22 protein-coding genes are annotated in these 15,947 nt (G+C 40.1%); 3 read left to right on the top strand and 19 right to left on the bottom strand.

All coding sequences use genetic code 11. The annotated features are described in order from the left end of the window. Positions 1 to 563 precede the first annotated feature (563 nt). Positions 564 to 887 (top strand): hypothetical protein, encoded by a 324-nt coding sequence (locus ACFINL_RS08615; protein WP_375613621.1) that lies wholly within the window; start codon positions 564 to 566, stop codon positions 885 to 887. Between the two features lie 978 nt (positions 888 to 1,865). Here ACFINL_RS08615 and ACFINL_RS08610 read toward each other — a convergent pair. From ACFINL_RS08610 to ACFINL_RS08575, 8 genes are all read right to left on the bottom strand, one after another. After that, positions 1,866 to 3,035, bottom strand: coding sequence for a DUF6990 domain-containing protein (locus tag ACFINL_RS08610; RefSeq protein WP_375651398.1), 1,170 nt, complete (start codon positions 3,033 to 3,035; stop codon positions 1,866 to 1,868). A 12-nt stretch (positions 3,036 to 3,047) separates the two neighbouring features. Beyond that, positions 3,048 to 3,422: a hypothetical protein gene (locus ACFINL_RS08605; protein WP_375638459.1), complete on the bottom strand. Its 375-nt coding sequence runs from the start codon at positions 3,420 to 3,422 to the stop codon at positions 3,048 to 3,050. 353 nt (positions 3,423 to 3,775) lie between these two features. Further along, positions 3,776 to 3,982 (bottom strand): hypothetical protein, encoded by a 207-nt coding sequence (locus ACFINL_RS08600; protein WP_375638458.1) that lies wholly within the window; start codon positions 3,980 to 3,982, stop codon positions 3,776 to 3,778. A 137-nt stretch (positions 3,983 to 4,119) separates the two neighbouring features. Further along, positions 4,120 to 4,698, bottom strand: a complete 579-nt coding sequence (locus ACFINL_RS08595) for a hypothetical protein (RefSeq protein WP_375651397.1) — start codon at positions 4,696 to 4,698, stop codon at positions 4,120 to 4,122. Between the two features lie 128 nt (positions 4,699 to 4,826). Continuing rightward, positions 4,827 to 4,964 carry a hypothetical protein gene (locus tag ACFINL_RS08590; protein WP_375651396.1) on the bottom strand — a complete coding sequence of 46 codons (138 nt, stop codon included), beginning with the start codon at positions 4,962 to 4,964 and terminating at the stop codon, positions 4,827 to 4,829. Positions 4,965 to 4,994: 30 nt separating this feature from the next. Beyond that, positions 4,995 to 5,597 carry a hypothetical protein gene (locus ACFINL_RS08585; RefSeq protein WP_375651395.1) on the bottom strand — a complete coding sequence of 201 codons (603 nt, stop codon included), beginning with the start codon at positions 5,595 to 5,597 and terminating at the stop codon, positions 4,995 to 4,997. A 299-nt stretch (positions 5,598 to 5,896) separates the two neighbouring features. After that, positions 5,897 to 6,430: a hypothetical protein gene (locus ACFINL_RS08580; RefSeq protein ID WP_375651394.1), complete on the bottom strand. Its 534-nt coding sequence runs from the start codon at positions 6,428 to 6,430 to the stop codon at positions 5,897 to 5,899. Between the two features lie 148 nt (positions 6,431 to 6,578). Beyond that, complete coding sequence (locus ACFINL_RS08575; RefSeq protein WP_375651393.1) at positions 6,579 to 6,830, bottom strand: hypothetical protein; 252 nt, start codon at positions 6,828 to 6,830, stop codon at positions 6,579 to 6,581. Between the two features lie 841 nt (positions 6,831 to 7,671). On the opposite strand from ACFINL_RS08575, the gene ACFINL_RS08570 reads away from it, so the two are divergent. After that, positions 7,672 to 8,235 carry an NADPH-dependent FMN reductase gene (locus ACFINL_RS08570; protein ID WP_375611626.1) on the top strand — a complete coding sequence of 188 codons (564 nt, stop codon included), beginning with the start codon at positions 7,672 to 7,674 and terminating at the stop codon, positions 8,233 to 8,235. Positions 8,236 to 8,253: 18 nt separating this feature from the next. Next, complete coding sequence (locus ACFINL_RS08565) at positions 8,254 to 8,769, top strand: short-chain dehydrogenase (RefSeq protein ID WP_375651392.1); 516 nt, start codon at positions 8,254 to 8,256, stop codon at positions 8,767 to 8,769. A 364-nt stretch (positions 8,770 to 9,133) separates the two neighbouring features. On the opposite strand, the gene ACFINL_RS08560 is transcribed toward ACFINL_RS08565, so the two are convergent. The 11 genes from ACFINL_RS08560 to ACFINL_RS08510 all read right to left on the bottom strand — a co-directional run bounded on the left by ACFINL_RS08560 (position 9,134) and on the right by ACFINL_RS08510 (position 15,300). Continuing rightward, positions 9,134 to 9,277 carry a hypothetical protein gene (locus tag ACFINL_RS08560; protein WP_375651391.1) on the bottom strand — a complete coding sequence of 48 codons (144 nt, stop codon included), beginning with the start codon at positions 9,275 to 9,277 and terminating at the stop codon, positions 9,134 to 9,136. 100 nt (positions 9,278 to 9,377) lie between these two features. After that, the gene (locus ACFINL_RS08555; protein WP_375651390.1) at positions 9,378 to 9,515 is read right to left on the bottom strand and encodes a hypothetical protein; all 138 of its coding nucleotides are present in this window, start codon (positions 9,513 to 9,515) and stop codon (positions 9,378 to 9,380) included. An 857-nt stretch (positions 9,516 to 10,372) separates the two neighbouring features. Beyond that, positions 10,373 to 10,549, bottom strand: coding sequence for a hypothetical protein (locus ACFINL_RS08550; protein ID WP_375651389.1), 177 nt, complete (start codon positions 10,547 to 10,549; stop codon positions 10,373 to 10,375). 15 nt (positions 10,550 to 10,564) lie between these two features. Beyond that, complete coding sequence (locus ACFINL_RS08545) at positions 10,565 to 11,140, bottom strand: hypothetical protein (protein WP_375651388.1); 576 nt, start codon at positions 11,138 to 11,140, stop codon at positions 10,565 to 10,567. Between the two features lie 25 nt (positions 11,141 to 11,165). Next, positions 11,166 to 11,525 carry a hypothetical protein gene (locus ACFINL_RS08540; RefSeq protein WP_375651387.1) on the bottom strand — a complete coding sequence of 120 codons (360 nt, stop codon included), beginning with the start codon at positions 11,523 to 11,525 and terminating at the stop codon, positions 11,166 to 11,168. A gap of 73 nt (positions 11,526 to 11,598) precedes the next feature. Further along, entirely contained in the window at positions 11,599 to 12,750 is a 1,152-nt protein-coding gene (locus ACFINL_RS08535; protein ID WP_375651386.1) for a DUF6990 domain-containing protein, read from the bottom strand. Positions 12,751 to 12,763: 13 nt separating this feature from the next. After that, positions 12,764 to 13,129 carry a hypothetical protein gene (locus ACFINL_RS08530; protein ID WP_375651385.1) on the bottom strand — a complete coding sequence of 122 codons (366 nt, stop codon included), beginning with the start codon at positions 13,127 to 13,129 and terminating at the stop codon, positions 12,764 to 12,766. Positions 13,130 to 13,357: 228 nt separating this feature from the next. Beyond that, positions 13,358 to 13,723, bottom strand: coding sequence for a hypothetical protein (locus tag ACFINL_RS08525; protein ID WP_375651384.1), 366 nt, complete (start codon positions 13,721 to 13,723; stop codon positions 13,358 to 13,360). Positions 13,724 to 13,952: 229 nt separating this feature from the next. Next, positions 13,953 to 14,309 carry a hypothetical protein gene (locus tag ACFINL_RS08520; protein WP_375651383.1) on the bottom strand — a complete coding sequence of 119 codons (357 nt, stop codon included), beginning with the start codon at positions 14,307 to 14,309 and terminating at the stop codon, positions 13,953 to 13,955. Between the two features lie 387 nt (positions 14,310 to 14,696). Then, a complete protein-coding gene (locus ACFINL_RS08515; protein ID WP_375611618.1) occupies positions 14,697 to 14,891 on the bottom strand; it encodes a hypothetical protein in 195 nt (64 codons plus the stop codon). Positions 14,892 to 15,048: 157 nt separating this feature from the next. Next, the gene (locus ACFINL_RS08510) at positions 15,049 to 15,300 is read right to left on the bottom strand and encodes a hypothetical protein (RefSeq protein ID WP_375651382.1); all 252 of its coding nucleotides are present in this window, start codon (positions 15,298 to 15,300) and stop codon (positions 15,049 to 15,051) included. Positions 15,301 to 15,947: the final 647 nt, after the last annotated feature.

Genomic DNA, 15,947 nt, shown 5'->3' with positions numbered 1-15,947 from the left:
ATCCAATCTATAAGAGGATGCACCCTAGCCCTCAAAAGAGTGCATCCTTCCCCTCAACGGAGACTGCCAAACCCTCATAAAGGCAGTATCCAATCTATAAGAGGATGCACCCTAGCCCTCAAAAGAGTGCATCCTTCCCCTCAACGGAGACTGCCAAACCCTCAATAAAGCAGTATCCAATCCATGGAAAAGATGCACTCCGCCTTCAATAGAGTGAATCCTTCCCTTCAAGGGTTTTACTCAATTTTCATCGCATCTCATTTTTATGAACCCTCATTTTTATGAATCCTTGGTCAAAGGCACAAAAAGAAGTTTGCTAGCAACTATTGTATCACCCACCTTATGGGATTCCACTTGCCTACAGAGCTTTCAAACTTTTTTACGCCTTCATAAAATCGAATCTGAAAGAATTCATTAAGGCAATTAAGAGTAAATTTTGTCAAAATATAGACAAAGTTTATTCTTTTTTGTGATTGTTGTATTTTTACTATAGTTATTTAAATCGAATTTATATATGATACGTATCGATATTTATTTATCGAAATAAATATAGGAGAAAAACTATGAATATCAGATATTTTTTCATAGCTGGGGCTATTACAAGTGGTTTAGCTCTCGCGATTCAAAAATCTGATCGTATAGTCAATAAACAACCCTCTCCTATTGTTGCTCCTTATACTATTGAGAAAACAAATTTACAGTTTGTTAAACAAGTAAGGGACACATCGGATACATTGAATATACTGAGAGTCAGTAATAGAAGCGCATCAGAACAAGCATCAATCAACGATATATACGATAAAGCAGAAAATTTATTGAATGCAATAGCTGGTTTTTTAGGATCACTTATTATATATTTCGTACAACTTGTTGCTACTAGAATATAAGATACAAAAAGTTCTTAAAGTAAGGTTATATACATTTTGTATATATTGTAAAATTTAAATAAAAAGGCCCTTTATAAAATGGGGCCTTTTTTAGTTTAATTTTTCCTTTGTTTTAGTTTAGTTTTTATTGTGTTTTTATTTTTATTGGCCAAATATCATCGCCTTCAAAAATGCCATTTTTACTTGCCTCACATCTCAAATGACAAAGGCTCTAACTCCCTAGGGCTCTAACTCCCTAGCTTCGCTCCCATAGCGCTTTCGTTAATAAGGGTCCGCAATCTTCTTGTTCTTCCCAAAAATTCTTCTGTTTTCAAGAAAATGACCATGCATCTCCTCTGTCATCGGATTGGCTTCCAGATCTCCATGAAGCAGACTGAAAAACACAAAAATACCATAAATTTTTATATCAATATCACCATACTGAAACACTGTTGAAGCTTAACAAGCGCTGCTTCATTGGCAAGGACTTCTTAGAAAGACAAAAAACACCTCAAAGGCAAAAGAGCTTAACACTGCTCAAAAATGCCATTTTTTGCCTTCCTCTCACCTCAAATGACAAAGGCTCTACCCCCGGCTCTACCCCCTAGCTTCCCTCCCATAGCATTTTAGTCAATAGAGTTTCCCCATAGCGCCTTTAGTCAATAGAGCTTCCCCATAGCGCCTTTAGTCAATGGAGCTCCCCCCATAGCGCCTTGAGTCAATGGACCTTTCCCTCATACCGCTTGAATAAGCGATAATTTATGAGCATTTTCTAACAAAAAAGAGACCGCCTTTAAGAAGAGAGTAGAATTTATAATTGATTTTTTCCCCTATTCTTGAGGATCAAGCCATTTCCAGTCTATTTTTTAAAATCTTGGCTATTATTCTTGATTTTTCGAGCCCTTTATTTTGCTCTGGTAAGAAAGGTGTGAAAGCGTCTCAATCATGGCGCTTTCACATCTTTTAAATAAAAGTGCTTTTCTTCAACAGGAGAATAAACTAATCAATTTTTATATCCATAAATGCGATTTTACCATCTTTAATATAAGTAATATCAGGAGCATGTTTTACCCCCTCTGCTTCAAACACGAACTGTTCATCACTCACCCCTTCAAACCCTTGTTCCCTTAATTCTTGTTTTTTCTCCTCGACTAATTTTTTATGAAAAGCACGTTTTTGATTACACGTATTAGGGGATCTCACTCTGAAAAGCTGATAGTCCATGGCTATAGACCACTTCTCAGCAACCCGTTCCAGTAGATCGTAACTGAACTTTCCTTCCTTTTTCACTTCTTGAGCGATCACCATCGCGCGTTCCAAATGGACTTTTTCAATGGTTTCATCAAAGCCAAGCTTCTCCCCTGCCGTAAAACTTTCGTCATAAGAAGCTAAAGTCTCAACATCGCCCAGCAAGGCAAGAGCAGCAAGATGCAGCAAAGCATAAGGTGCGAACTCTACGTCTCCATCCGTTGCCCATGATAAAGAATCTTTTTCCCAAGGGGGAATACTATATTGAGAGCGAAACATTTCATGCAAAGAATCATCTTCCATTGTCCATTTTAAAGTTGTATCGAGTGCTTTCTTTAAAAGCTTGGCGCTCACTTTTTCTTCAAAAATTTCCAATCCATTGGGTACAAAATTCATAAATACTGTTGGCAAAACCCCAGAATTATGCGGATTAATCGTCTGACAAGCCGCCGCAAAAATACCGCTCATAATTAAAAGCCCGCGATCAAACGGGGAAAATTCTTCCACGTGTTTTTCGTTATAAAGAAACTGCACTTCACGATCGGGTAAAAAGAGGGTTGCCAAATAATCTCCTTTTCCCTCGATGTCCACAGACCACCCCAAGCTTTTTAAAAGCGCTGTTGCACTTTCTATCGTGAGAATTTCATCATCATCATAACCGACAAAGGGTTCTTTTTCCTTTGCCTTTAGTTGCAAACGCCTCTCCTGCAGCACGGCTTCATCTTTCCAAAACTGCTGCGTTGCAAGATCATTTTCTTGAAGCACTCTTTCCAGCTCGCCTTTCACTTGAAAATTCATTTTCATCCGTTTGAAGACAGAGGTATAAAGAGCTAAAACAAGCATGATAATGATCATGCAAATAACAATAAATACCCAGAACTCGGGATCTAATAGAAATACGGCTATAGGATCAAAGTTCATGTTCCCCCCTCACTATTTACACAACCCGTGCGACAGAGAGCTTATGTGCTCTCGCACCGAGATTGCTTCTTCTAGTTTCTGAATATTTTTTTGCAACTCACCCGTCACTTTGGTGCGAAGCCGTAACATAACCGGAATAAAAATAATGACACAGACCGTTATGGCGACCGTTGTTTTAAAGAGAACGGCATGCACAACATATTGCCACCCTGTCAGCTGCCAATTTAATACACCTGGTATTTCTAGAACCATTCTCCACATGACAATGAGAACCGCAATAGCAAAGATAATTTTATAATCCTTTGCTGAGAGTAACGCTTGCTGAAGCGAAAAAGAATGCGCTCCTTTATGCGTTTCTTGCTCTGATGCCCAATTTTGCTCCTTCATGTATTCCCCTCTCACTCTTTGAAAAGACCCCGTGTGACAGAGAGCTTATTTGCTATCACACCGAGATTGCTTCTTCTCGTTTCTGGATCTTTTTTTCCAATTTTCGCATTATGATGATGCAAAACCCAAATATCACCGAAATCAAGAAAAGTACACAGGCCGTTATGGCTTACGTCATAATAAAAATTATAATATTCCTGCTACCTTGCCACCCTCTTACCTTCCTCACATCTCAAATAGTGAAGATTTTCAAACCACGCCAATCTATAAACAATAGTCACAATTCAGCTTTTTCTTCCTAAAAATTCTCCTATTTTCAAGAAAATGACCCTGCATCCCCACTTCAATAGGATTCATTTCAAAGCTTGAATGAACAAGGCTCCTAAAAATACGAAAACAACCCATATACCGCGCGCCCCTACAAGCAAAACCGTTCCTTCCTCACGCCTCAAACGATAAAGTAAGTCCCAAGCACTCACTCTAGGCTCTAAACCCCAAGGGCTCTTATTCCCTTTTATCAATACTAATCCATAATCGGCTTTTCTTTCACTCAATGCCACCCTCAACACTGCTCCTTAGAGCAATGTTTACGGACACCTCATGAAAGAGCACCAAAAAATATCAGAGGCAAAATGGTATAGAGAGCAATCCCTATAAAGGCTGAATCTCTCATAATTTCTTCATTATTTTTTCCCTCTCATGACTTCTCAAACGCTGTATCCTGTTCTTGCAAGACGTTTTTCAATTCTTTTCTTAAACAGCGATACGTTCTCACCTGCTTAAAGACACCATAATAAAGTTGTAAAATCATCATAGGAATACAAGCAACCACCAATGTCACGCACATAAGCACGAGACCGAATATTGTAACAAGAATATCACTCCATTTTTCTCTATCGCCTTTTTTATACCAATCCTTTTGATCGGTTATTTTACCCCGTTGCTGGTTTATTTCTTTCAATTTTTGAGTATTTTTTCTCAACAAAAGCCACAATGTTATGAAGAGTATGTACAGAACTGGAAACAAGACCCAAACACACACTGTAATAACTTTCCAAAACGCATACAGAGAGAGAAAAAGAGGTGTATCCCACCACCCTGTCAAGTTCTCTTGGCTACCCAAAGATGAGAGAAAGAAAATCCTGTTGCACAACTCAATAATGAGCGAGAGGAACCAAATGACAACATGCTCTCGCACAGAAAAATAATCTTTCCCAAAAAAATAGCGTAGTTCATTATAAAATGCTGAATAAAATTCTGACTTTTTCCCCTTCATTGCTCTTCCTTTTTTTATGAAAAATGCATTTCTTTATCTCATGCCCGCTTTTTTAAGAACCACGAAAAGTGCGATGCATGGCGCTTTCCTTATTTTTAATAAACCCCCCCAACTTTCTAAAAGCGCGGTTACTCTTCCCAATGATTAAGAGCATCCTCCTCATTACAAACCTGATAGGCTTCTTTATCCCCTTTGCCTGATGATTTTCCAACCATCCCCTCTTCTTGTGTCACGAGAGCTTCTAAACGTTGCCTCTTACCCCTCACGATAGCTACAAAAGCGCCTTGTCACTCTCTTTATCTTACGCGTTTTAGTAGCCGTCTCATTCTACGATACTTTCTCACCTGCTTAAAGACACCATAATAAAGTTCTAAAATCATCATGGGAATACAAGCAACCACCAATGTCACGCACATAAGCACGAAAACAAATATCATGACAAGAATATCGTCCATTTTCCAGTTCACACTTTCTTTATACCGATCCTTTTGATCGGTTATTTTACCCCGTTGCTGGTTTATTTCTTTCAATTTTTGAGTATTTTTTCTCAACAAAAACCACAATATGATGTAGAGTATCAACATAACTGGGAATAAGACCAAAACACACACTATAATAACTTTCCAAAACGCATACAGAGAGAGAAAAAGAGGTGTATCCCACCACCCTGTCCGTTCCCCATTGCTACCCAAGGATAGGAGAAAGAAAATCTTGTTCCACAGCTCAAGAGAAAAAATGCTGTACTCTTTGCTATCCAAGGATGAGAGAGAGAGAATCCTGTTCCATAGCTCAATAATGAGAGAGAGAAAACAAATGACAACATGCTCTCGCACAGAAAAAATACTTTTTTCGAAAAAATGGCGCAGTCCATTATAAAATGCTGAATTTTTCCCCTTCATTGCTCTTCCTTTTTTTATGAAAAATGCATTTCTTTATCTCATGCCCGCTCTTTTAAGAACCACGAAAAGTGCGATGCATGGCGCTTCCCTTGTTTTCAACAAAAACCCCCAACTTTCTAAAAGCGCGGTTACTCTTCCCAATGATTAAGAGCATCCTCCTCATTACAAAAGAAAATAGACTCTCTTCTTTGTCTGATGATTTTCCAACCATTCATCCTCCCCTCTTCTTGTGTCACGAGAGCTTCTAAACATTGCCTATTACCCCTCACGATAGCTACAAAAGCGCCTTGTCACTCTCTTTATCTTACGCGTTTTAATTCCCATCTCACTCTACAATACATTCTCACGCGCTTGAAAACAAAATAGTAAAATTCTAAAATGAGCATGACAACACCCGCAGGAAAAAAGACGTTTAGCAGAAATATCAACCAAAAGTATACGATAAAAAAACTGCTTATTTTTTCTCTATTGTTTTTTACTGGATTATTTTGTTGATCGATTGTGTGACCCCGTTGCTGGATAGCCTCTTCTAACTGCTGAATCTTTTTTTTCAACAAATACATTAAGATGAGATAAAGCACCAATAAAACAGGCATCAAGGCAACAACAACAACCATGATGACTTCACGCAGCACAAAGAGCGCCAAAAGAGTGCTATCCTGTGATACACTCAACGGCCACTTGGCTTCTAATGGAATCAAAAGAGCTTTATAACCTATCCCAACAAGGATAGAAATAAGACAAATAATCATATGATCTTTATAAGAACGAAATGATTTTCCAAAAAAAAGAGAGCACCGTTTGTTATAAAATGTGGAATTTTCCCCCTTCATTTGCTCTTCCCTTTTATGCAACTGTTTGTCCCTAACTTTTATAAGGACACGCATAATCTCTCAAGCACAATTGCATCCATTATGGTCAAACAGAATACCTCAGAGAATACTCGTATTGCATATTCATGTTGCCAATATTTTTGCCAATTCACGTGCTTGTTTTAAAGAAATCTCTCAACACTTCCAAACCAACGCGCATCACCCCCATTTCATGAACATCCCCCATGAAAGGGATAACAATAGCGCTCCCATGAATATATCCCCTTACTATAAACTCTATCACCCCTATTGTTTCAATAAAAAATGTAATCCAGCACCATTCATATACGCCCCCTGCAGCCTCTACAATAGCCTTACCCTCCCCTTGCGACAAGCCACGCCATAACTCGTTCCTCAACACGGACACCCCCCCATTACCCTAAGGCTCCCGACAACAACCATACCGCTGCCCCTACAACAGCCATACCGCTGCCCCCTACAAACAGCCATACCGCTGCCCCCTACAAACAGCCATACCGCTGCCCCCTACAAACAGCCATACCGCTCTGCCCCTACAAACAGCCATACCGCTCTGCCCCTACAAACAGCCATACCACTCTGCCCCTACAAACAGCCATACCGCTCTGCCCCTACAACAGCCATACCGCTCTGCCCCCTACAAACAGCCATACCGCTCTGCCCCTACAAACAGCCATACCGCTGCCCCCTACAAACAGCCCTATCTAGCTTCTACGATAGCCTTTATCCCTTGAAAAGACAGAAGCATTTTTATTCTTTTCTCTATTGTTTTCCGCCCACTTAAGACATGAAAAAAGCAACTTCCATTGATGCGCAAATTGATCGCGCAATAAGAGCATTTGAAATGAGAAAATCTTACAACTTTCTTATTCCAATTAAAAAGGATCAATGAACATTCAAAATATGACGATACATTCCATTTTTCATTAGAGTTCTTGCAAGCCAATAGCTTAGAATATATTCATAAAAGCGCTTCTAAGACAGAGAGACAGCCGCAATTCTTGAGATCAAGCATTTTAATATTAATGAAAGCACTAACATTCCCTTGCAAATTTGAGGTATTGTTTTGTCAACAATCTTGTTAGCATGGATTGATTCTATGATCATGCGATATCATCACAATTGCTCTTTATAAACAGCATAATGATACGCGCCATTTTACTCACACTTCTTTATAAGCCTTGCGTTATAGGCTTGTGGGGAAAAGATAAAGGAGAATCCTGTTGAATATAGCAATTATTTTGGGGTCTGTGCGTCAACCTTCCTTAACAAGAACTTTAGCCAGTTATTTAGCGGATTGCCTCATAAAGCGGGGTGCATCACTTCATTGGGTTGATTTGCGTGAACAGCCCTTGCCGATGACAGATCCCGATTATCATCAGCAGGTAGAGGCTAATCCAAGTGCTGCGGTCCGTGAGTTTGTCAAAACCATTGCCGCGGCTGATGGCGTTATTCTAGCAAGCCCTGTTTATCAAGGATCTTATTCGGGTGTTTTAAAAAATGCTCTTGATAATTTGAGCTATAATGCCTTTTTAAATAAACCTGTTGGACTTATCTCTCATGGGAGTACGGCCAAAAAATGCGCACAACCGTGTGAACATTTAGTGCCGGTGGTGCACACGCTTTATGGTTATACACTCCAATGTCAAATCGCCTCTTCCAACGAAGATTTTTCCTCAGATGATGAAGGTCGTACTTGGAAAGTTATAAGTGAAGAGGTACAAACCCGTTGTGAAAGACTTGCTGATGAAATGTACACATTTTTAAAGCAAAGAGGTGGGATTTAAAGTAATAAGGGAGGGGGCATGAAAAAAAAGGATGCGCACTATCGTTATTTAGTGGTAGGGGGCACAGGGATGCTAGCCCCTTTGTATCAATCACTAGAGCCGCAAGAAGTGATTATTGCTGCACGCTTTCTTTCCCATAAAGTCCAGCTTGAGGCATTGCACAACAAACAGTTGTGCGTGTCGTTGGATTATGATTGTGCGGCATCAAAGGCGCAATTTTTAGAAGCTGTGAAGCAATGGCATGATCTAAAATATTGCATATTATGGATTCATTCGCCCGCCTATGCATTTTCTTGCGCATTAATTGAGCAGTTGGCTCTTTTGCCTAAACCGCCATGTATTCTTCATATTTTTGGTTCCAACATGCATGATCAAATGATCCTCGAGTGCGCGCGCAAAAACAAGGTTGATTTTATCCCCATTCAATTAGGACAAAAAACAACGCCCAAAGGTTTACGATGGCTGACCCATAAGGAGATAAGCCAACAGGTACTGGATGCCATAAAAAACCATATGAATAAACAAAACTTATGATCAATACCTCTGCTTTGCAAAGAAGCAGTGCCCCTTCAATCTCTATCCATACCCGAACACCCTCTTGAATAGCCCATACTCTCCTTACATCATAGGCTTTGAGAACGAACAATCCCCCTCCCTTACGCCTCTAAACAGCATGCCTATATCAACAGCTCCAAAACCAAACGTTTTTCTAACCCTTCTCACACGGGCTTATCCCCTTCTCACAACCATCACAGCTCTTGAGCAACCACACACCGTTTTACAGTTTCACGTTTTTACAATTTTGCAAATTTACAGAAAACAAGCAAACTGCCGATAAACCGCCCCATTAAAGCCTATCACCAGCCTATCATCAGCCTATTACAAACCTATCATCAGCCTATTCATTGCCATCAACCCTTTTCCCCCAACGCCCTCCATTACCCCATTTCAATTTTGACGCATTGCACAATCCAACCTTTACGCCTCCATTGGCACCTTTTCTCCCCATATCCTCCCCACAACCATCACGGCTCTTGAGCAACCACACACCCTTTTACAGTTCCACGTTTTTACGATTTTGCAAATTCACAGAAAATAACAAACTTCCGATAAACCGCCCCATTAAAACCTATACAAGCCTATTACAAACCTATCATCAGCCTATTCATTGCCAACAGCCCTTTTCCCCCAACGCCCTCCATTCCCCCATTCCCCCAACGCGCCCTCCATTCCTCCATTCCCCCAACGCCCTCCATTTCCCCATTCCAATTTTGACGCATTGCACAATCCAACCTTTACGCCTCCATTGGCACCCTCTTCTCCCCATATCCTCCCCACAACCATCACGGCTCTTGAGCAACCACACACCCTATTACAGTTTCACGTTTTTACGATTTTGCAAATTCACAGAAAACAACAAAACTGCCGATAAACCGCCCCATTAAAGCCTATACAAGCCTATTACAAACCTATCATCAGCCTATTCATTGCCATTAGTCCTTTCCCCCAGAGATCAGCGTAAAATGAGAAAAACAATCGATGCCCTCCTCCCAAGCCGTGAAGAAATGGCATGATCTAAAACTTACGCCTCCCCCATGACACGAGCACTACATGCGCTTTTTCAGCGCTGCGTTTAATTGTTTGGTAACCTTGTAATAAGAGATCAAACGCTTGATAAAGAAATATACAGTGCCACACGCGCACTTTATTTTCCTTATCTTTTCAACACCATTCCACACACACTTCCCTTTTCCCCCAACGCCCTCCATTACCCCAATTCCCCATTACCCCATTCCAATTTTGACGTATTGCACAATCCAACCTTTACGCCTCCATTGGCACCCTCTTTACCCCATATCCTCCCCACAACCATCACGTCTCTTGAGCAACCACACGCCCTTTTACAGTTTCACGTTTTTACAATTTTGCAAATTTACAGAAAACAAGCAAACTGCCGATAAACCGCCCCATTAAAGCCTATACAAGCCTATTACAAACCTATCATCAGCCTATTCATTGCCAACAGCCCTTTTCCCCCAGAGATCAGCGTAAAATGAGAAAAACAATCGATGCCCTCCTCCCAAGCCGTGAAGAAATGGCATGATCTAAAACTTACGCCTCCCCCATGACACGAGCACTACATGCGCTTTTTCAGCGCTGCGTTTAATTGTTTGGTAACCTTGTAATATGAGATCAAACGCTTGATAAAAGAAATATACAGTGCCACAATGGGTATTGTTAAGAAAAAATCAAAAACACCCCCCAGCAGAATGATCAAAATCACCGTCCAAAATGCCGCTATTTCGTAATGCATTTTATCCCCTTCCCTTTATAAATTGATTGATTGGGTTGCTTCAGTCACTTCTTCCAACTGCTGAATCTTCTTTTTCAATCGATGAGTTAAAGTTTCACGAAGGATCACAACAACAGGGATCGTTGCAAAAATACATACCGATAAAAAAAACCAGAAAAACAAGAGAATGATAATATATTCAAATCTGCTCTCATCTACCTTAGCAGCTATCCCTTTAGAGAAAATCACATAGACATAAGCTTTGAAAAACATAATGATGAAAGAGAGGCATGCGTGGAGGATATAATCTTTGCGTGAAAAAGCGAGCCATTTTTTTAACGAATAGAAACTTATCTGTGTTTCTAGTGCTAAGTTTTGCGGCACTCTCTCTTTTTCTTTTCCGCTTTTTTCAAAGAAACAAAAATGCTGCGGCTGTTCTTTCATCAAACGTCTTTGTTTTTTCACTCTGTAATAGAGCCTCAAACGCTTTATTAAAGAATAATAAGGCGCCACAATAATCATATTCACAAAAATGGCAAAAACTGTAACTGCATTTAGAAGAAAATATCCAACCGGCAGAAACAAAATAAAAAACGCGATCTCACCCCTCATGCATATAACCTCATTGATTAATCTCTTACTGCTTTATTTTTTCTTTTAGTTTTTTCTTTATTTTTTCCAATTTACGCTCTTTAAAACGACAAATGCCCCACAAAATAGGAAGGGGTGTGAGAAGACAAAACCATATCAACACTGGTAAGAGAAAAATAAGAGAACCAATTCCTTCCCATCTTGTCCATTGCAACGGCTGTACCAGAGACTTTGCACCCGCAGGAACTTCTAAAGCCATCATGATAAGGCATGTACAAAACATGATAAAAAAGCGGTGCCCTATTATTTTACACCGTCCCACCCCTTTACGCCTTTCCACTGAAGACACCATAAATTTTCTAAATGAAAAGAAAGACTCTTCAAATGTTGCTTTTTTCTCCTGCATTGTTCCCCTCTGCTTTTACGCTCTATTTTTAGGTTTAAGCTCTTTTTAATTTATCTAAACGCTTTATTTTTTCTCAATAATTTTTTTCCTCAACCCTAATTTCTACATCCATATATTCTAACTCCCCATCCTTTATGTAAAGAATATGAGGACGATAGTTTTTTCCATCAACCTCACAAATCGCGTCCTTTTCGTAAACAAAATATCCCTGTTGCCTTAATTCTTGTCTTTTTTCCTCGATCAAATTTTCATAAGAATCTCTTCTTCTATTGCACAAATTGGGATCTGAGGCTCTAAAACATTCATAGCTCTCTACCTCCATGGAAAAATCCTTTGCCGCCTGTTGAAGCAAATCGTAACTGGGTTGCTTTGTCTTTTCTACCGCCTGAGCAATCACCATTGCGCGTTCCAGATGCTCCTCTTCGATGCTTGTTTCAAAGCCCAGCTTCTCACCTTCCATAAAGCTTTTCTGATAAGAGTGTAAAGTTTCAACATCACCCATCAAAGCCAGAGCCGCAAGATAACGCAGGGAATAAGAAGCCAACCGAGGGACCACAGTTTTGTTTTCCCAAGGCAGGATTCTATATTGAGAGTGAAGCATCTTGCCAAGATCAACCTCAGTCATTGCCTGATCTAAAGCTTTCTCGAGTACACGGCGTAAACATCCAACGCTTACCTTTTCTTCAAAAATTTCCAACCCCTTCACATCAAAACTCAATTCAAGAGCAATCAAGCCTCCAGAATTATAAGGGTCTATTGTTTGGCAAGCCGCCGCATGGATACCAGAAACCACTGCAATTGCACAATCAAATCGCGGATACCCCTTCTCAGCATTATAAAGAAACTGCACTTCACGATCTGGTAAATAATAGGTGGCCAAATGATCCCCTTTTCCTTCAATTTCCACCTTCCACCCCAAACTCTTTAAAAGCGCCGTTGCACTTTCCATCGTTAAGATTTCTTCATCAGAAAGAGAAAACTCTTTTTCCTCAGATAACGGCTTAATCATCGGCGTTGCTCCACTAGACGGCTCAAAAGCGACAGGTTGTTCAAGCACGCGGCTTAATTCTTTTGTCACTTGGCAATACAGCCTCACCCGCTTGAAAGTAGAGTAATACAATGCCCAAATAAACATCACGACCACAGCAGAAAGCAGCGTGAAAAGCATCAAGCCCACACCCCACGAGAGTACAACAATAATATCCATTATTTTAATATCTATCATTTTCTCCGCCCCTTCATGCGCTGTTTTGTTGAGAAGCGGTTTTTCTCCGCTTCCAGATTGCTTGCTCCAACATATCGATCTTTTCTTTCAACAGAACCGTGAAAATGATACGAACCACAAAGGCAACAGGGATAAACAAAAAAATAAACCATGATATAAGCTCCATAATTAACGAGAGAGCTGCCACGACATCCCCTTCCCACTCCGCCAACTTCCACCCAAGCAACATGGGTACGAAGCGAAGAGCCATTCTTAAAGCAGCCACAATGAAAGCAATACAAAAGATGACTTTATAATTTTTGCGTGTCAGAAACGCTTCTTCAAGCGAAAAAGACCGTAATTCCTCATCCAATGATACATTTTTTCCATTGCCCCTCATTTTTTATCCCTCATTTGTTTCAATTTTCAAGCCATTTTCATGAACCGAAGCTTTCGTCCTCACAATGAATGAGAGTTCATCAATATCAAGCGCTTGTATCCCTCATCTTTTATAAAGACAATATCAAGGGTGCATTTTTTCATCACCTTCAAACATCGCACGAAGAGAAGGTCTCTCCTACAACGCATGAGAATATATAAAGACCAGTATTCATTTTCTGCCCTCCCTTCACGCGCTGTTTTGTTGAGAAGCGGTTTTTCTTCGCTGCCAGATTTCTTGATCCAACATATCGATCTTTTTTTTCAACAAACGCGTAAAGATGATACGGACCACAAAGGCAACAGGAATGAGTACAAAAATTAAATCTAATATAACCTGCACGATGCAAAAGAGAACTGTTATGACATTCCCTTCCCACCCCGCCAACTTCCACTCAAGCCACACGAGTAAGAAGAGAAGAGCCGTTCTTAAAGCTGCCACAATGAAAGCAATGAAAAAAATGACTTTATAATTTTTGCTTGTCAAAAACGCTTCTTCCAGCGAAAAAGACCGTAATTCTTCATCCAATGATGCATTTTTTCCATTGCCCCTCATTTTTTATCCCTCATTTGTTTCAATTTCTAAGCCATTTTCATGAACCGAAGCTTTCGTCCTCACAATGAATGAGAGCTCATCAATATCAAGCGTTTGTATCCCTCATCTTTTATAAAGACAATATCAGGGGTGCATTTTTTTCATCAACTTCAAACATCGCACGAAGAGAAGGTCTCTCCTACAACGCATGAGAATATATAAAGACCAGTATTCATTTTCTGCCCTCCCTTCACACGCTGTTTTGTTGGTAAGCCGTTTTTCTTCTCTGCCAGATTTCTTGATCCAACTTATCGATCTTTTTTTTCAACAAACGCGTAAAGATGATACCGACCACAAAGGCAACAGGAATGAGTACAAAAAGAAGCGCTGATATAAAAACCAATATTAATGTTAAAATGAACAGGATATAATTCCACCACCCTGTCAAATCCCACTTAAAAAACATAAAGAATGCCATTATAAAAGCTGACACAATGAAAGCAATGCAAAAGATGACTTTATAATTTTTGCTTGTCAAAAACGCTTCTTCCAGCGAAAAAGACCGTAATTCTTCATCCAATGGTGCATTTTTTCCATTGCCCCTCATTTTTTACCCCTCATTTGTCTCAATTTTTAAGCCATTTTCATGAACCGAAGCTTTCGTCCTCACAATGAATGAGGGTTCATCAATATCAAGCGCTTGTATCCCTCATTTTTTATAAAGACAATATCAGGGGTGCTTTTTTTTCATCAACTTCAAACATCATGTTTTCATCACTCACAGTGTACCCCCTATTATCTTAAGGCTTCTCTTTTCTCCTCGATCAAATTTTCATAAAAATATCTTCTTCTATTGCACAAATTTGGGTCTCTGACTCTAAAATTCTAAGTGCTCTTTTTATTTTCAGGAAGATAAGCTGCTTTCCAAAGAAGAAGCAAACGAGTGCAAGAAAATCGTAACGAGGTTGCTTTGTCTTTATGACGATTTAAATCATCAACAAAACCGGCCCAAATTGATTTTTTCGATATTTTTTTCAAAACCCAAACTTTCATCTTCCATAAAGCTTTTATGAGAAAGCTGCCAAATGTTAACATCACCAAGCAATGTCAAAACCACAAGGGTGTGCAAGTAAAGAAGAAGCCACTTGAGAGATAGAACAATTTCCTTTCCCCAAGGTGGTGCCCCCATATTGAAAGCCCAAGCACGCAGACAAGATCAACCTCAGTCCCAGATCAACCTCATTCATTGCCCTCATCAAAAACTTCCTCAAGTACACGACACGCCCTACGCTTACCTCTTCCTCAAGAAATTTCAATCCCTTTGCCTTAAAATCCACCCCTTTGCCTCAATGCCTCGTTGTCAATCTGGCCCCCCAAAATGATAAAGCCCTAAAATGATAAGGATTAATCATTTGGCAAGCCGCCGCATGGATACCAGCGTCTCTCACAATTCCATAACCAAATTGCACAAAACCTTTTTCATCCAGAGAGAGAAACTGTCCTTCACGGTCTCGTAAATAAATAACGGTCTCGTAAATAAATAGATGTCCCTCTTTTCTTTCAATTTTCCCCCTCCACCCCAAGCTCTTTAAAAGCACTGTTACACTTTCTATGGAGCAAAACGTGTGCTTTTGGCTCACCTTCTCTATGCGTCTTGCCTCTCCACCTGCAAGAAAATGGGCTTTTTTTCCCCAAACACCAGAATATCTTTTGCTTTAAGTATAGATTTTTCGCTCTCCATATCGCTTGGTAAGACACATTTTTATGCTTGATAAAAAGAAAATAAGTTACAAGATTTTCACTCTTTAAGAAAACACCAACAGCAAGTAAAGTCCAAGAGCAGCCCCTCTTCACTTTCCCCTTAAAAGCTCACAAGAATCCCATTCAAACAAAAGTACCACTCAAGCAAGAGCACCTCTCAAGCAAGAGCCTCAATTCTTTAAAAAACACGACACAAATATAAAAAAGCATAAAACGAGAAGTACACCCATGCACCTTAATGAACAAGTCAAAAGCAAGGCTCAACAAAAGCCTCTCTTCGCTCATTTTTCTCTCGCTCACTTTCCCTCGCTCACTTTCCCTCACTCACTTTCCCTCGCTCACTTTCCCTCGCTCACTTTCCCTCGCTCACTTTCCCTCGCTCACTTTCCCTCGCTCACTTTCCCTCGCTCACTTTCCCTCGCTCACTTTCCCTCGCTCACTTTCCCTCGCTCACTTTCCCTCGCTCACTTTCCCTCGCTCACTT

This window comes from Bartonella sp. AA78NXGY, from assembly GCF_042197005.1.
In the GTDB taxonomy this organism is placed as follows: Bacteria; Pseudomonadota; Alphaproteobacteria; order Rhizobiales; family Rhizobiaceae; genus Bartonella.
Note: the sequence above shows the minus strand (reverse complement) of the source record. Positions and strands in the feature narration are given on the sequence as shown.

Coding starts and splice junctions, on each gene's coding strand:
- ACFINL_RS08615 (WP_375613621.1), top strand. CDS start 564: ATGAATATCAGATATTTTTTCATAGCTGGGGCTATTACAAGTGGTTTA.
- ACFINL_RS08610 (WP_375651398.1), bottom strand. CDS start 3,035: ATGAACTTTGATCCTATAGCCGTATTTCTATTAGATCCCGAGTTCTGG.
- ACFINL_RS08605 (WP_375638459.1), bottom strand. CDS start 3,422: ATGAAGGAGCAAAATTGGGCATCAGAGCAAGAAACGCATAAAGGAGCG.
- ACFINL_RS08595 (WP_375651397.1), bottom strand. CDS start 4,698: ATGAAGGGGAAAAAGTCAGAATTTTATTCAGCATTTTATAATGAACTA.
- ACFINL_RS08585 (WP_375651395.1), bottom strand. CDS start 5,597: ATGAAGGGGAAAAATTCAGCATTTTATAATGGACTGCGCCATTTTTTC.
- ACFINL_RS08580 (WP_375651394.1), bottom strand. CDS start 6,430: ATGAAGGGGGAAAATTCCACATTTTATAACAAACGGTGCTCTCTTTTT.
- ACFINL_RS08565 (WP_375651392.1), top strand. CDS start 8,254: ATGAAAAAAAAGGATGCGCACTATCGTTATTTAGTGGTAGGGGGCACA.
- ACFINL_RS08555 (WP_375651390.1), bottom strand. CDS start 9,515: ATGCGTCAAAATTGGAATGGGGAAATGGAGGGCGTTGGGGGAATGGAG.
- ACFINL_RS08550 (WP_375651389.1), bottom strand. CDS start 10,549: ATGCATTACGAAATAGCGGCATTTTGGACGGTGATTTTGATCATTCTG.
- ACFINL_RS08545 (WP_375651388.1), bottom strand. CDS start 11,140: ATGAGGGGTGAGATCGCGTTTTTTATTTTGTTTCTGCCGGTTGGATAT.
- ACFINL_RS08540 (WP_375651387.1), bottom strand. CDS start 11,525: ATGCAGGAGAAAAAAGCAACATTTGAAGAGTCTTTCTTTTCATTTAGA.
- ACFINL_RS08535 (WP_375651386.1), bottom strand. CDS start 12,750: ATGATAGATATTAAAATAATGGATATTATTGTTGTACTCTCGTGGGGT.
- ACFINL_RS08530 (WP_375651385.1), bottom strand. CDS start 13,129: ATGAGGGGCAATGGAAAAAATGTATCATTGGATGAGGAATTACGGTCT.
- ACFINL_RS08525 (WP_375651384.1), bottom strand. CDS start 13,723: ATGAGGGGCAATGGAAAAAATGCATCATTGGATGAAGAATTACGGTCT.
- ACFINL_RS08520 (WP_375651383.1), bottom strand. CDS start 14,309: ATGAGGGGCAATGGAAAAAATGCACCATTGGATGAAGAATTACGGTCT.
- ACFINL_RS08515 (WP_375611618.1), bottom strand. CDS start 14,891: ATGGGGGCACCACCTTGGGGAAAGGAAATTGTTCTATCTCTCAAGTGG.